General features: G+C 63.6%; 11 protein-coding genes. 6 read left to right on the top strand and 5 right to left on the bottom strand.

Annotated elements, in window-relative coordinates:
* Positions 1-42 precede the first annotated feature (42 nt).
* The 6 genes from NIT7645_RS17225 to NIT7645_RS17200 all read left to right on the top strand — a co-directional run bounded on the left by NIT7645_RS17225 (position 43) and on the right by NIT7645_RS17200 (position 5,675).
* The gene (locus NIT7645_RS17225) at positions 43-1,008 is read left to right on the top strand and encodes an aldo/keto reductase (RefSeq protein WP_037303081.1); all 966 of its coding nucleotides are present in this window, start codon (positions 43-45) and stop codon (positions 1,006-1,008) included.
* Positions 1,005-2,123, top strand: coding sequence for an NAD(P)/FAD-dependent oxidoreductase (locus NIT7645_RS17220; RefSeq protein WP_008562216.1), 1,119 nt, complete (start codon positions 1,005-1,007; stop codon positions 2,121-2,123). Before NIT7645_RS17225 ends, NIT7645_RS17220 begins: the two co-directional genes overlap by 4 nt.
* Positions 2,124-2,195: 72 nt before the next feature.
* A complete protein-coding gene (locus NIT7645_RS17215) occupies positions 2,196-2,891 on the top strand; it encodes a DUF938 domain-containing protein (protein WP_008560845.1) in 696 nt (231 codons plus the stop codon).
* Positions 2,892-2,988: 97 nt separating this feature from the next.
* Positions 2,989-3,324 carry a carboxymuconolactone decarboxylase family protein gene (locus tag NIT7645_RS17210; protein WP_008562377.1) on the top strand — a complete coding sequence of 112 codons (336 nt, stop codon included), beginning with the start codon at positions 2,989-2,991 and terminating at the stop codon, positions 3,322-3,324.
* A 229-nt stretch (positions 3,325-3,553) separates the two neighbouring features.
* Entirely contained in the window at positions 3,554-4,798 is a 1,245-nt protein-coding gene (locus NIT7645_RS17205) for a class I SAM-dependent methyltransferase (RefSeq protein WP_008560996.1), read from the top strand.
* A 127-nt stretch (positions 4,799-4,925) separates the two neighbouring features.
* Entirely contained in the window at positions 4,926-5,675 is a 750-nt protein-coding gene (locus NIT7645_RS17200) for an HNH endonuclease (RefSeq protein WP_242656133.1), read from the top strand.
* A gap of 243 nt (positions 5,676-5,918) precedes the next feature.
* Here the strand turns inward: NIT7645_RS17200 and NIT7645_RS17195 are convergent, their stop codons facing one another.
* The 5 genes from NIT7645_RS17195 to ggt form a co-directional block, all read right to left on the bottom strand.
* Positions 5,919-8,426, bottom strand: coding sequence for a GcvT family protein (locus NIT7645_RS17195; protein WP_008562445.1), 2,508 nt, complete (start codon positions 8,424-8,426; stop codon positions 5,919-5,921).
* 625 nt (positions 8,427-9,051) lie between these two features.
* Complete coding sequence (locus NIT7645_RS17190) at positions 9,052-10,086, bottom strand: VOC family protein (RefSeq protein WP_110732342.1); 1,035 nt, start codon at positions 10,084-10,086, stop codon at positions 9,052-9,054.
* Between the two features lie 87 nt (positions 10,087-10,173).
* Complete coding sequence (locus NIT7645_RS17185) at positions 10,174-10,689, bottom strand: hypothetical protein (protein WP_037302686.1); 516 nt, start codon at positions 10,687-10,689, stop codon at positions 10,174-10,176.
* Between the two features lie 179 nt (positions 10,690-10,868).
* Entirely contained in the window at positions 10,869-12,272 is a 1,404-nt protein-coding gene (locus NIT7645_RS17180) for an FAD-binding oxidoreductase (protein ID WP_050673945.1), read from the bottom strand.
* 215 nt (positions 12,273-12,487) lie between these two features.
* On the bottom strand, positions 12,488-14,290 hold the full coding sequence (gene ggt / locus NIT7645_RS17175) for a gamma-glutamyltransferase (protein ID WP_008561479.1): 1,803 nt from the start codon (positions 14,288-14,290) through the stop codon (positions 12,488-12,490).
* Between the last annotated feature and the right edge of the window lie 134 nt (positions 14,291-14,424).

Genomic DNA, 14,424 nt, shown 5'->3' with positions numbered 1-14,424 from the left:
TGGGGCTTTTGGTTGCTGCGAACTCATGCCACGCTCTGCGCCATGAACACCGATTTGATCAGCCTGGATGGCACCCCCGCAAGCGCCCTTGCCTTTGGCACCATGCAATTTGGCGGCCGCGCCGACGCCGCCCAATCAGCCGAGATGTATGCCGCCTGCCGCGCTGCAGGCATCACCCATTTCGACACCGCCTGGGTCTATACCGACGGGCGCAGCGAAGAGATCCTGGGCCAGTTGATCCGCGACGCGCGTGACAGTCTGCTGATCGCCACCAAGGTTGCCTATACCGGTGGTGCGGGCGCCGAGAATATCCGCCGCCAGCTGGATCAGTCGCGCGCGCGGCTGGGGCAGGATATGGTCGATATCCTGTATCTGCATCGCTACGACGAAGACACCGATCTACGCGAAACGCTTGCCACACTGGCAGAGCTGCGCGCGGCCGGGCAGTTTCGCTATCTCGGCCTGTCGAACTTTGCCGCCTGGCAGGTGATGAAGGCGATCATGATCGGACAGGAATTTGATCTTAGCCCGGCGATTCTGCAGCCGATGTATTCGCTGATCAAACGTCAGGTCGAGGTCGAGATCCTGCCGATGTGTGCCGATCAGGGGATTGCCGTTGCGCCCTATTCTCCGCTGGGCGGCGGGATGCTGACCGGGAAATACGCCGCGGGTCTTGCGGGCGACACGGCCGCGGGCAGCAGCCGGGGGCGGCTGGATGATGATCCGCGCTACCGCGAACGCTATGGCCAGCCCTGGATGCTGGACAGCGCGCGTGCCCTTGCGGATCTGGCCGCAGAGCTTGGGGTGGAGCCTGCGAGCCTCGCAGTGGCCTGGGCGGCAGGCTATGGCGCGCAGGTGACACCGATCATCTCTGCCCGCTCGCTGGAGCAGCTGCGCCCGTCGCTGGCGGCGCTGGAGATTGACATGACGCCCGCGCTTTATGAACGGATTTCGGCGCTGTCGCCGCGCCCTGCCCCGGCAACTGACCGGTTGGAGGAACAGGCATGAGCGATCAGATCCTTGATGTGATCATCATTGGTGGCGGGCTTGCCGGCCTCAGCGCCGCAGCCGCGCTCAGCCCCTTGCGCAGCACCCTGGTGCTGGAGAGCGAAAGCGCGCTTGGCTATCATTCTTCCGGGCGTTCTGCCGCGATGTTCGAGGCCCATTACGGCCCCGGCCCGGTGCAGGTGCTGACACAGGCCAGCGAGGCCCATCATCGCAGCAACGGCTATCTCAGTCCGCGCGGCATGATGCTGGTCGCAGGCCCCGATCAGGCAGAGGAATTTGCCGCCGATTGTGTGAGCCTGTCGCTGACAGAGATTCCCGTGGAACAGGCGGTGCAGATGGTGCCGGTTCTGAACCCCGCCGCGGTGGGCTTTGCCGCCTATCACGACACTGCCGAGGATCTGGATGCCGACCGTCTGCTACAGGATTTTGCCAAGGTCACGCGCAGCCACGGCGGGGTGATCCGCACCGATGCACAGGTCACGGCGCTGCAGTATGCTGCCGCTGACGGTATGTGGCAGGTCGACATCACCACGGGATCAGGGGCCGCGCGCAGCACCGAAACCCTGCGCTGCCGCAGTGTCGTCAATGCCGCCGGTGCCTGGGCTGATGAAATCGCCGCGCTGGCGAATATTGCCCCGATTGGGTTGCAGCCCAAACGCCGTTCCATGGCGCGGCTGCCTGCCCCCGGTGGCCATGATGTCACAACCTGGCCGATGATCATGGGGGTGGGCGAATGCTGGTATGCCAAGCCGGACGCGGGCAAACTGCTGGTCTCCCCCGCCGATGCCGATCCGGTCGCACCCCATGATGCCTATGCCGATGACATGGTGCTGGCCGAGGGGCTGGCCCGCTATGAAGAAATGGTCAGCGAGCCTGTGACGCGGGTGGAACACAACTGGGCCGGTCTGCGCAGTTTCGTCAACGACGGCGTGCCGGTGATGGGTCCCGATCCGGATCAGCCCAGCTTTGTCTGGTGCGCCGGTCAGGGGGGCTATGGCGTGCAGTCCTCACCAGCTGCCGGGCGGTTGATTGCCGCTTTGATGACAGGCGCGGCACCGGAGATTGACGCGGCCACCCTGGCCGCTCTCAGCCCGGCACGTCTGCGCGGGGCGTAACCGATCGGGCAAGCGGGCCAATTCCAAACGGCCCGATACGTATGGGCCCGACACATATGGAAAGGACAAACAATGGCCGTGAGATCCGTCCCTGGCGCAGCCTCTGTCGTGGCCCCGGCCGATGACGCGACCTCGCCCAAGCTGTTCTCTCCCTCTGCCGCGCGCAACCTTGCGCCGCTTGCAGATCTGATCGCCGCGATTGCCCCTGCCGCACGCCCGGACCGCCCCCAGCCCAAGGCGCTGGAAATCGCCAGCGGCACCGGTCAGCACATCACGGGCTTTGCCGCGCGCTGCCCGCATATCCTGTGGCAACCAAGCGAGGTCGATCCGCTGCGCCGGGCCAGCATCGATGCGCATGTGCGCGATCATGTGCGCGATCAGGCGAGCCCAAACATTGCCCCTGCGCTGCATCTTGATGCCACCGAAACCGACTGGCCCGCAGGGCTGGGGCGCTATGATCTCATCACTTTGTGCAACCTCCTGCATCTGATCAGCGCGCCCGAAGCCAGAACCCTGATTGATGGTGCCGCGCGCCATCTGGCGCCGGGGGGACGGCTGATGATCTACGGCCCGTTCATGCGCGCCGGAGAGCTGACATCCGAGGGCGACCGCAGTTTTCACACCAAGCTGACCGCCCATGACCCCGACGTGGGCTACAAGGATGATTTCGACGTCATGGACTGGATGCAGGCCCAAGGGCTTGAGATGGCAGAGGTGGTGGAAATGCCCGCCAACAATCTTGCCCTGATTGCGGAAAAACCGGCCTGAGCTGCCCCAAAACCGCATCCGGCTGATCGAGATCAAAGTCCGGGAACGGGCGTCGCCTTACGCATTCCATTACCTGAATGTGAAAGGATCCCACATCATGAACTGGCATGACAAACTCACCCAGACCCGCGACCGGCTGCGCCGGCTGAACCGCGCCATTCCCCAGACCGCGCAGGCCTTTGGCGGGCTTGGCAAAGCAGTCAAGGAGGGGGGCGTTCTGGAGTTCAAGCAAAAGGAATTCGTGGCCCTTGGCATCGCGGTCGCGCTGCGGTGCGAGGACTGTATCGGCCTGCATGTCGAGGCCCTTGTGCGGGCGGGCGCCAGCCGCGAAGAGCTGGGGGATGTGCTGGCCATGTCGATCCAGATGGGGGGTGGCCCATCAATGATGTATGCCTCAAAGGCGATGGCCTGTTTTGACGAGCTGACCGCCTGATATCGCGCCTGTCTTGAGTGCCGGGTCGGGCCACTGATGGTCCTGGCCCGCCCCCTTCACCCGGCCACGGCAGAGCGCAGATTAAAAGCCCCACAAAAAGCCCAGAGCCAGCAGAACAACCGGGCCGCCCCCTGCCACAACAATGCCCGTTTCCCTTTACCGAAAATTAGATGCGAATGCCCGATAGTCGCCGCAACGCATTTGCCTCAAAACAAGGGAAAATTGAAAGTTGCTTGAAAATCAGACGCCTGCCCCTTCCCCGATGCCTGCCTTGCCCGCCCAAAGCCCCGCCGCCGCCGTCGATGCCGACCATCTGGTCGCTTTGGCCAAGGCCACAGCTTTGGGGGATGGCGGTCTGCAAACCGCGCGTCTGCTGAATGAGGCGCTGGCGCTCGACCCCCAGCACCACGAGGCGCAGATCCTGCGCGAGCGGCTCTATCAGACCTTTGTGCCGCGCTGGCATTTTCCGATGCTGGCCGATCAGGCCCGCAATCAGGCCTATGCCGCGGCCATTGCTGCCAAGGTGCGCCCCGGTGACATCGTGCTCGACATTGGCTGCGGTGCCGGGCTGACCGCCATGCTGGCCGCACGGGCCGGTGCGCAGCACGTCTATACCTGTGAACAGCAACCCCTGATCGCCGAAGCCGCCCGTCAGGTGATCGCCCGAAACGGGCTGGCGGATCGGATCACCGTCATCAGCAAATGGTCGCATGAGATTGTCATTGGAAGCGACATGCCGGAGCCTGCGGATGTGGTGATTTCCGAAATCGTCGATACGGTTCTTCTGGGCGAAGGCGCGCTGGCGACGCTGACCCATGCGATGGGTGCGCTGGCCAAACCCGGCGCACGGGCCATTCCCGAAACCGGGCGTCTGCTGGCACAGCCTGTCGAGGCGGCGCATCTGGCGCAGCAGTGGCAACCGCAAAGCGCCGAAGGCTTTGATCTCAGCGCCTTTCACCATTTTGCCAATGTGGCGCAGATCACTCCGGGGGAGTTTTCTGCCAGCCCGCCGCGCTCGCTCGGCCCGGCGCAGGAGCTGTTCACCTTCGACTTCACCCGCCCCAGCATCGATCCCGGCCACAGCCAGCGCAGGCTGACCTGCGCCATGCCCGGCACCCTGCATGCGGTGCTTGTCACCTTCGAGATGCAGCTGGCAGAGGGCATCGCGGTCAACAACGGTCTGGCCTCTGATGGTCACTGGGGGCGCACCGCCTATCTGATGGAGGCCCCGTGCGCGGTCAAAACCGGCGCGGTGGTGTCGCTCACCGCGCAGCATGACGCCGCGCAGCTGAGCCTCAGCATCAACAGCACCCGCCCCGCTGCAGCCGCCCCGCAACCCGCACAGGACAGCGACGCCGCCATCTGGCTGAACCCCGCCTGGGCCGTCCCGCAGGACACCACAGGCCCCTGGCTGCCCCCTGCCCCCACGCCCCAGGACCGCCCGACCATCCCCTCGCAGGCGGCCTTTCACTAGGCGGGGCGACATGAGAACAAAGGCGGGGCCACACTCCCCGCCTTTGTCTTGTAGGAAGGGTTGTGCTTGAATTCGCACCGACGTCCTGGCAGCCTCTGTCAGGATTTTATTTTGCGATTTTATGACGATGCGACGACATTGGACCGACGCCGAAGTGCGCAAGGCCCTGACCCTCTATCTGCGGCTCGAGTTCGGCAATTTCCACAGCCGACAACCTGATATCATCGCTCTGGCCCGCGAGATCGGCCGCACCGCCAGTGCGGTGGCGCTAAAGCTCGCCAATCTCGCAGCATTGGATGACAGCCTGCCCCAGAAAGGCATGCAGAATGCATCTGCCCTGGATCGAAAGATCTGGGAAGAATTCCTGCGGACACCAGACACAATCCTCGATCATGCGGCACCGCTGACGCCTTTCCAGAACGAGGACCCTGTGGCTGGTTTTGCGGAAAGACAGGCCCGATTTGAGCAGCACCACCCGCAAGAGCCAACTGCCCTCGTCCGTCAGCGCCGAGGGCAGGCGTTCTTTCGCGAGATGATCCTGACCTCATACAAACACAGATGTGCGCTGAGTGGGATCGAAGACCAGAGGCTTCTGACGGCAAGCCACATCGTGGGATGGGCAGAGGATCACTCGGTACGTCTGAACCCGCAAAATGGCATTTGCCTCAATGCGCTGCACGACCGGGCTTTTGACAGGCACCTGATTTCCTTCGACGAAGACTATCGCCTGATCATCGCACAAGACGTGCCGAGCGAGGCCCGCAAATCCCTGGAGCGGATCGATAGCCCCCGCCTTGCGTTGCCAAGCCGGTTTCTCCCCAGCCAGAGCTTTCTCGAACGGCACCGACGCAAACTGCACGCGCGGCAGCAGGCCTGATCATAGGAAATGCCCTGCAGGGTGGGGCACAGGCTTTGCGCCGGGCTGCGCCCGTCGCGGGGCGGGCCAGGCAGGCCGCGCCTGCGGCGCGGCCTGCCTGGCCCAACGGGAACCTTCGGATTTCACATCCGAGTGGTGACGGGCGGGAGGATTGGCTGTTGCGCGTCTTTTCCGCTCCCTTGCACCTTCCCTCCAACGAAAAAAGCCCCGGCGCGGTGCCGGGGCTTTTGTTTTTGGTCAGGCTTAGCCGTTGACGCGGATGGTTTCGTTCTTCGGATCGTAGGGGCTGTCGCAGGTGACGACAGCGTCCCACAGTTTGTCCTGGATCTTCACCTTCAGCTTGGTGCCTTCCACGGCCATTTCAGGCTTCACGTAACCCATCCCGATGGATTTCTCGAAGGCGACCGAGTAGCCGCCGGAGGTCAGACGACCCACACGGGTGCCATCCTCGGCATAAAGCGCCTCGCGACCCCAGGGATCGGCATCTTCCGGGCCGTCGATCAACAGGGTGCAGCACTTCACGCGGACGCCGGTTTCGACCAGCTTGTCCTTGCCGTGGAAGTCCTTCTCCAGATCGACAAAGCGCGGCAGGTCGGCTTCCAGCGGGGTCGCGTCACGGCCCAGCTCGTTGCCGAAGGCACGGTAGGATTTCTCCTGACGCAGCCAGTTCTGGGCGCGCGCACCGACCAGCTTCATGCCGTGCTTCTCGCCGGCTTTCTCCAGCAGGTCGAACAGGTAGTTCTGCATCTCGATCGGGTGATGCAGTTCCCAGCCCAGTTCGCCGGTATAGGCCACACGGATCGCATTGACCGGGCACATGCCCAGTTCGATCTGACGGGCCGACAGCCAGGGGAAGCGCTTGTTGGACAGCGCGGTTTCCGGATCTGCGTCGACGATCACCTCTTTCAGCACATCGCGGGACTTGGGGCCTGCGATGGCGAAGACGCCCCACTGGGTGGTCACGTCCTGAATCTCGATGTAGCCGAATTCCTCCATCTTGTCCTCGGCCGCCTTGCGCAGGAAGTCGGCGTCATACTCGGACCAGGCGCCGGCGGAGACGAGGTAGTAGTTGTTCTCGCCGTTGCGCACGATGGTGTATTCGGTGCGGGTGGTGCCGAAGGCTGTCAGCGCGTAGGTCAGGTTGATGCGGCCGACCTTGGGCAGTTTGTTGCAGGTGAACCAGTCGAGGAACTGGGTGGCACCGGGGCCTTTGACGACGTGCTTGGTAAAGGCGGTTGCGTCGATCAGACCAACGCCTTCGCGGATTGCCTTGGCTTCGTCCACAGCGTGCTGCCACCATTTGCCACGACGGAAAGAGCGGCTCTCTTCGTCGAAGTTTTCAGGCGCATCCACGGGGCCGAAGTAGTTCGGGCGTTCCCAGCCGTTGACCCAGCCGAACTGTGCGCCGCGCGCTTTCTGGCGGTCGTAGGCGGGAGCGGTGCGCAGCGGGCGGGCTGCCGGGCGCTCTTCGTCCGGGTGGTGCAGGATGTAGACGTGCTCGTAGCACTCTTCGTTCTTGCGGGCCGCGAACTCGGTGGTCATCCAGTTGGAGGAGTAGCGTTTCGGGTCGAGCGACGCCATGTCGATCTCGGCCTCTCCGTCCACCATCATCTGCGCCAGGTAGTAGCCGGTGCCGCCAGCGGCGGTGATGCCGAAGGAGAAACCTTCTGCCAGCCACATGTTGCGCAGGCCCGGTGCCGGACCAACCAGCGGGTTGCCGTCGGGGGTGTAGCAGATCGGACCGTTGAAATCGTCTTTCAGGCCGGATTCGGCGCAGGAGGGAACGCGCTCTGCCATTGCCATGTACTGGTCGGCAATCCGGTCCAGATCCAGCGGGAACAGGTCGGCGCGGAAGCTGTCCGGTACGCCATGTTCGAAACGTGCAGGTGCGCCGTGCTCGTAGATGCCGAGGATCCAGCCACCGCGCTCTTCGCGGGCGTAGGATTCATTGTCGGCGTCACGGATGACCGGGTGCTCCGGGTTGCCGGCTTCGCGCCATTTGACCAGCTCGGGGTCCTGATCCATGACGATGAACGTGTGTTCAACCGGGATCGCAGGCATTTTGATGCCGAGCATCTTGGCGGTGCGCTGTGCGTGGTTGCCCGATGCGGTCACGACGTGCTCTGCGGTGATGACCACCTGCTCGTCGCTCTCGATGAGGTTGCCGCCTTTTTCCACCATCTTGGTGCAGGTGACTTCCCAGTGGGTGCCGGTCCAGTGGAAGGCATCGGCCTGCAGTTTGCGGTGGATTTCAACGCCGCGCTGACGGGCGCCCTTGGCCATCGCCTGGGTCACGTCTGCGGGGTTAATGTAGCCATCTTCGGTGTGGTAGATCGCGCCTTTCAGGTCGCCGGTCTCGATCAGCGGCCAGCGTTCCTTGATCTGCTCGGGGGTGAGCCACTCGTAGTCCACGTCGCAGGTTTCTGCGGTGGAGGCATAGAGCATGTATTCGTCCATGCGTTCCTGGGTCTGCGCCATGCGCAGGTTGCCCACCACGGCGAAACCCGCGTTCAGGCCGGTCTCTTCCTCAAGGGTCTTGTAGAAATCGACCGAGTACTTGTGGATGTGGGTGGTCGCATAGGACATGTTGAACAGCGGCAGCAGGCCAGCTGCGTGCCAGGTCGAGCCGGAGGTCAGCTCGTCCCGCTCGATCAGCATGACATCGTCCCAGCCTGCCTTGGCCAGATGATAGGCAATGGATGTCCCGACGGCACCACCGCCGACGACCAATGCTTTGACTTGGGTTTTCATGGGCCCGATCTCCCGAATAGATGACTCGTTGCACGGAGTTATGCCCGGCCTTGCGGTTTCGCTCCAAATCCATCCGACCCAAAACATGACAAAACCGACCTAGGGTCGCCCAGAATGGCGGTTTCTGGGGGGATCTGACGGATTTGAGGGAAAGCGTTGCGGGTTTGGCCTCTGGTTTTGCACCAGTTTGTGCCCCGCCACAGCAGGAGATTCCCGGCGTCGCTGGGTGCGGGCACGTGGCCCTGGCGTCGGTGTCTGACGTGCCGTTGGGTATTCGGTCTGTCGGCCAGTCTGCGTTTCCAGATGCCGGGGCCATGCTGTGTGATGTGGACCCCGGAGCGGGTAGAATAAGAAGGCGGCGCCGCCCATGGGCGGAAGGTGGATGGGGGTTGCCCCCCATACGCGGGATATCAATCATGCGTGCCCCTGCCAAAGGGCCCGTTTCCTTGGGGTGGCAGACGTGCCAGGCCTGCCAGAGATCGCGATCCTGAACAGTATGGCAGAGCCATCCAAAGCAATTCCGAACACAGCGTGCGCAGCTATGGCAACACCCCTGCCCCCGGACCTGGCTATGGATCTGGCTAGGGATCTGGCCGCGGGGTCAAATCTGCCTCCACCAAGGCGGTCAAAAGAGGCCCAACGCCGCGCCGATCATCCAGAGGCTGAGGCCAATCCAGGTCGCAGACAGACCCCAGAACAGCAGCGGATTGCGCTGGCGGTCCACGGGGTCAATGAAATCCGCCCGCCCCGCGCGCAAGGCAGACCAGCTCCACAGCAGAAACAGGACACCCCAGAACAACGGCAGCTCCATCACCACGGCGAGCCAGATGCAGAGCAGGCCAAGTGCCGCACGCCAGGGCCGTGGGCTGTGGTCGGTTGCGGGCGTGGCTGTTGCCCCGACAGGATCGCCCGCCGCCTGTATCATAAACGCCGCCCCCTGACTGTCCGCCGCCATCAGGCGGCCGTCCTGCAGATCCCCGGTGATTTCTCCCCCGATGCGCTGCACCGCGCTGCGCGCACCATCCAGCGAGGGCACGGCAAAACAGGGCATCCAGTAGCGGAATTTGCCACGGATCGTCTCTGGCACCTCTTCGGCCTGCGCCACAAGGCTGCCGTCGGGGTGGCGGATGTCATAGACCGGCCAGGGGATCTCTGCGATCTTGTGAAAGCTCCAGCCGAACAGCGCCCCGTAGAACCCTTCGATCAGGGTGATATCGGGCACGTGGTGATATCGGCGCAGCACCTGACCCGGAATGGCCTGATGGGGCGACGACTGCGATGCGGGCGCCATCAGGGTGCTGCCCTGAACAAGGGTGAACCCGGCCCCTGCCGGATCCCGTACAAGCGCGATGCGCGTTGCCCCGTCAAAGTCATGCGGCTCGATCTCGATGATGGTGCCGGGGTGGCCGCGTGCGATGTCGACGGCCTTGTCCAGATCGTCAACCTGCACATAAGACATCCAGAAGGACGGCATGTTGATCTTGGCCAGAAACTCCGGCATCGGGAACACAGCCGCAGCCGGATCGCCGTTTTGCGTGGCAAAGGCGTAGGTTGCGTCCTGCTCAAATCGCCAGCCAAAGAGGGTGCTGTAGACTGTCTTGGCCGCAGCCATGTCGTAGGTGGACAGGTCCGTCCAGGTGAAATGTCCGACAGAGGTCATGTCGTCTCCCATATGCAAATTCATCCCGCAGCTAGCACGGGCCAAACGGACAAATCTTGCGGAGTTGGTGGTGGCAAGGCGCTGGGGTCAATCGCAGCTGAGCGTGCTGCCGCGACGAATGCAGATCCCGACGCTGCGCGCCGTGCTGCCGTTGCCGAACGCCTGACCGCTGCGGCGCGCAGGGGCGGCGTCGTCCGATCCCAACAGGCCCTTCACCGACTGAAACAGATCGTCTTGAACTGCGGGCATATTGCGCGCGACGCCAGAGCCTGCGGCAGACACCATGCTGCCGATCAGCCCTGCTCTTTCGTCTGCGGGGGCAAGGCCGGTCTGCGGCAGATGCGCCGCGATGCGGGGGCCGGTGGTTTGCGATCTGGTCCCTTGGGCATGGCCGGGTCGGGTTTGACCGGAATGCAGCGGGTCGCGGGGCGCGGTATGTGTTTCGTCTGCCTGCCCAAACCGCAGGCGCACGCTGGAGACATAATCGCCCACGCTCAGATCCTGCCACTGGCCAAACGGGTCGCGTGACTGGCGTTCATAGTCGACAGCAGCGATGATTGCGACACAGACAAGGGCAAAGGCCGCCAAGCTTTTGATACTCATACCCGGATCCCCGACTCGTCCCGCATTGATCCCAACCTGATCCCACACCATTTTTGGAAGCTCTACCCGAGCCCCCTTAGTTAAGGCGTCTTAACCAGTAAATCAGGCGAGAGTTGGGCCAAGCGGGCAACCACGGGATGATTTCTATCCTACCTGCCCCTGTTGGCGCAGCAGGCGGGTCACATTTCCAGGATCTTGCCGGGGTTGAGGATGTTTTCCGGGTCCAGCGCTGCCTTGATCGCGGCCATGTAGCGGGTGGTGTCGCCCAGCTCTTGTGTCAGGTAGGGGCGTTTGCCCTGCCCGATGCCATGTTCGCCCGTGCAGGTGCCCTCCATCGAGATTGCCAGCTCGTTTAGCCAGCCGACGTAGGTGTCTGCCTTTGCGCGCTCTTCTGCGCTGTCCATGTCGATCAGCAGCAAGGCGTGGAAATTGCCATCGCCCACATGGCCCACCATCGGCGCCAGCAGGCCCATGTCTTCGGCTTTGGCCCGTGCGGCGCTGACACATTCCGCCAAACGGGAGATCGGCACGCACACGTCGGTAGAGATGCCCTTGGCGCCGGGTCGCAGCTGCAGGCAGGCCCAGTACATGTCATGGCGCGCTTGCCACAGCTTGCTGCGCTCCTCGGCGGTGGAGGTGGCTGCGATGTCAAAGCCTCCGAACTCTTCTGCGATGGAGGCAAACATATCCGTTTGCTCGACCACACCGGCGTCGGAGCCGTGGAACTCCAGCAGCAGCAGCGGCACCTCGGGCAGGTTGAGACCGGAATAGGCATTGGCTGCGCGCACGCTGAGCGCATCCAGCAGTTCGATGCGAGCCACGGGAATGCCGTATTGAATGGTCATCATCACCGCGCGGCAGGCATCATCGACGCTGTTGAAGGCACAACGCGCCGAGCGGATCGCCTCGGGGATGCCCTGCAGGCGCAGGGTGAGTTCGGTGATGAGGCCAAGCGTGCCTTCGCTGCCGACCAGCAGCCGGGTCATGTCATAGCCTGCCGACGACTTTCGGGCCCGTTGCGCAGTGCGGATCACGCCACCGTCGGCCATCACTGCCTCAAGCGCCAGAACATTGTCCTTCATCGTGCCGTAGCGCACGGCATTGGTGCCAGAGGCACGGGTTGCGGCCATGCCCCCGAGCGAGGCATTGGCACCGGGATCGATGGGAAAGAACAGGCCCTGATCGCGCAGATAGGTATTGAGCTGCTCACGGGTCACACCGGGCTGCACCACCACATCCAGATCCTCTGGGTGCACGGCGAGGATCTTGTCCATTTTCATCATGTCGATGCAGATCCCGCCTGCGGGCGCGTTGACGTGTCCCTCCAGCGAGGTGCCGGTGCCAAAGGGGATAACCGGAACGCCATGTTCGGCGCAGGTCTTGACGATCTCGCTTACCTCTGCGGCTGAGGTGGGAAAGACCACCGCATCGGGGGCCTGATTGGTGATCCAGGTGGTGGTGTGGCCGTGCTGTTCGCGGATCGCTTGGCCCGTCTGCAGCTGGTCGCCAAACCGCGCTTTCAATGTGTCGATGGCAGCGGCGATTCCCGCCTCGTTGCGCGGCAATGTGGTGGCTTGCACCATGGTTCTGTCTCCCCCCTCAGGCCCGGCTGGATGGGCCGGACATTTCACCTGTTAACCTAAGGTCCGGCAATGGGGTTGGGCAATACCCAGTAGCGGGTATCCCGCAGGCTGTCGGAGATTTACCGCTGCACCAGCGTCAGATGGCCCGCCCCCGCTGGCCGGGGGCGGGCAAGAGGCAGGTGGGGCGCAGATCAGCCGCCCAGTCTGCCCCCAAGTCAACCGCCCAGAGCGATACCCTCGCGGCGGGGATCGGCGGCGCCTTTCAGCCCTTCACCGATTTCGATCACATGCAGGCCTGAGGTCAGATCGCGGGTGTTCACCTCAAACCCCATCTCGCTCAGCGGCTGTTCAAGGGCTGTGGCCTCGGTGCCGGCTTCAAGATCATAGGTGCCAAAGCGGTTGACCAGATGCGGCAGGCCGACGGCCTGCTGGACATCCATCCCCCAGTCAGCCCAGGCGACGATGGTCTTTGCCACATAGCCGATGATGCGGCTGCCACCGGGCGAGCCGACCGCCAGCGCGGGTTTGCCGTCCTTCAGAACGATGGTCGGCGCCATGGAGGAACGCGGCCGCTTGCCCGGTTCAAGCCGGTTGGCAATCGGCACCCCGTCGCGATGCGTCCGGAAGGAGAAATCGGTCAGTTCGTTGTTCAACAGGAACCCCGCCGCCATCACCCGCGAGCCAAAGCCGTTTTCGATGGTTGTCGTCATCGACAGGACGTTGCCGTATTGATCCACGATGGAGATATGCGAGGTCGAGGGAAATTCGATCGACTCGTCATCTGCAAAATTCAGGGCGTGATCAAAGGCGGGATTGCCCGGTGCCACCTCGGGCAGCGCATCGTCCCCCGACAGCAGGTTTGCCCGGTCAGCCAGATAGTCCTGTGCCACCAAGCCCTTGGTCGGCATTGGGACGAAATCGCTGTCTGCCATGTAGCGGCCACGATCCGCAAAGGCGAGACGCGAAGCATCGCCGATCAGCCGCCAGGCCTCGGGATTGTCAGCGCCAAGGGCTGCGAGATCATAGTTGCCCAACATGCCGAGGATCTGGCCCACGGTCAGCGCCCCGGAAGACGGCGGCCCCATGCCACAGGCCTCGAATGCGCGGTAGGTGACACAGACGGCGGGGCGTTCCTTGACCTGATAGAGAGCCAGATCCATCGCCGACAGCAGCCCCGGATTTCCCTCTGCCCCGCGCACTGCAGAGGTGATCGCCTCTGCGACGGGACCGGTATAGAACCCCTGCGCGCCATCGCGGGCGATATGGCGCAGCGTGTCGCCATAGGCGGGGTTGGTGAGGGTTGCCCCCTCTGCCAAGGGTGTTCCACCCGGCAGGAAATAGGCGGCGGTCTCAGGCCAGCGCGACAGGCGGTCAGCGTCGCGTTCGATCAGACCGGCCAGACGCGGCGACACGCTAAAGCCGCCATCAGCCAGCGCAATCGCGTCCTCGAACAGGCTGGGCCAGTTGGCCTGTCCCCAGCGCCGGTGCGCGGCCTCCATCAAGGCAGGTGTGCCCGGCGTGCCGACAGAGCGCCCGCCGACAACGGCATCAAAGAACTTCATCGGTTCGCCGTTTTCGTCCTGAAACAGACGTGGCGTGGCCGCCAGCGGCGCGGTTTCGCGACCATCCAGCGTGGTCACTTCGCCGGTTTTGGCATCATACCAGACCAGAAACGCACCACCGCCAAGGCCCGAGGATTGCGGCTCTACCAGACCCAGCACGCTTTGCACGGCGACCATCGCATCTGCGGCCGTGCCACCTGCCTTCAGCACCTTGGCCCCGGCGGCAACCGCATGAGGATTGGCCGCGGCCACCATCCAGTTGTCGGCCTGCACCGGTGTCCCTGCGGCCTTGGCCTGCAATGCGGCGGCGACCTCTGGGCTGATGTCGGAAAACTCTGCCGCAACGGTTGCAGCGGCACCTTCCGGGGCAACGGCGTCGGCGGCCTCCTGCGCCATGGCGGCGCCTGCAGTGGCACCGGCGGCGAGCATCCCCAAAACAACGGCTGAATAGCGCATGATCCTCTCCCTGATTTTTGTGAAATGACAGCAAATATGATGCCATTCACCTTAGAGGAGAATTCCGCGCTGAGAAGGGAAAAGGGCAAGGCCCCATGCGCGGATCCACATCACCGGCGGATCCCCGCAAAGGG

The organism is Phaeobacter italicus, assembly GCF_001258055.1.
Classification (GTDB): Bacteria; Pseudomonadota; Alphaproteobacteria; order Rhodobacterales; family Rhodobacteraceae; genus Phaeobacter; species Phaeobacter italicus.
Note: the sequence above shows the minus strand (reverse complement) of the source record. Positions and strands in the feature narration are given on the sequence as shown.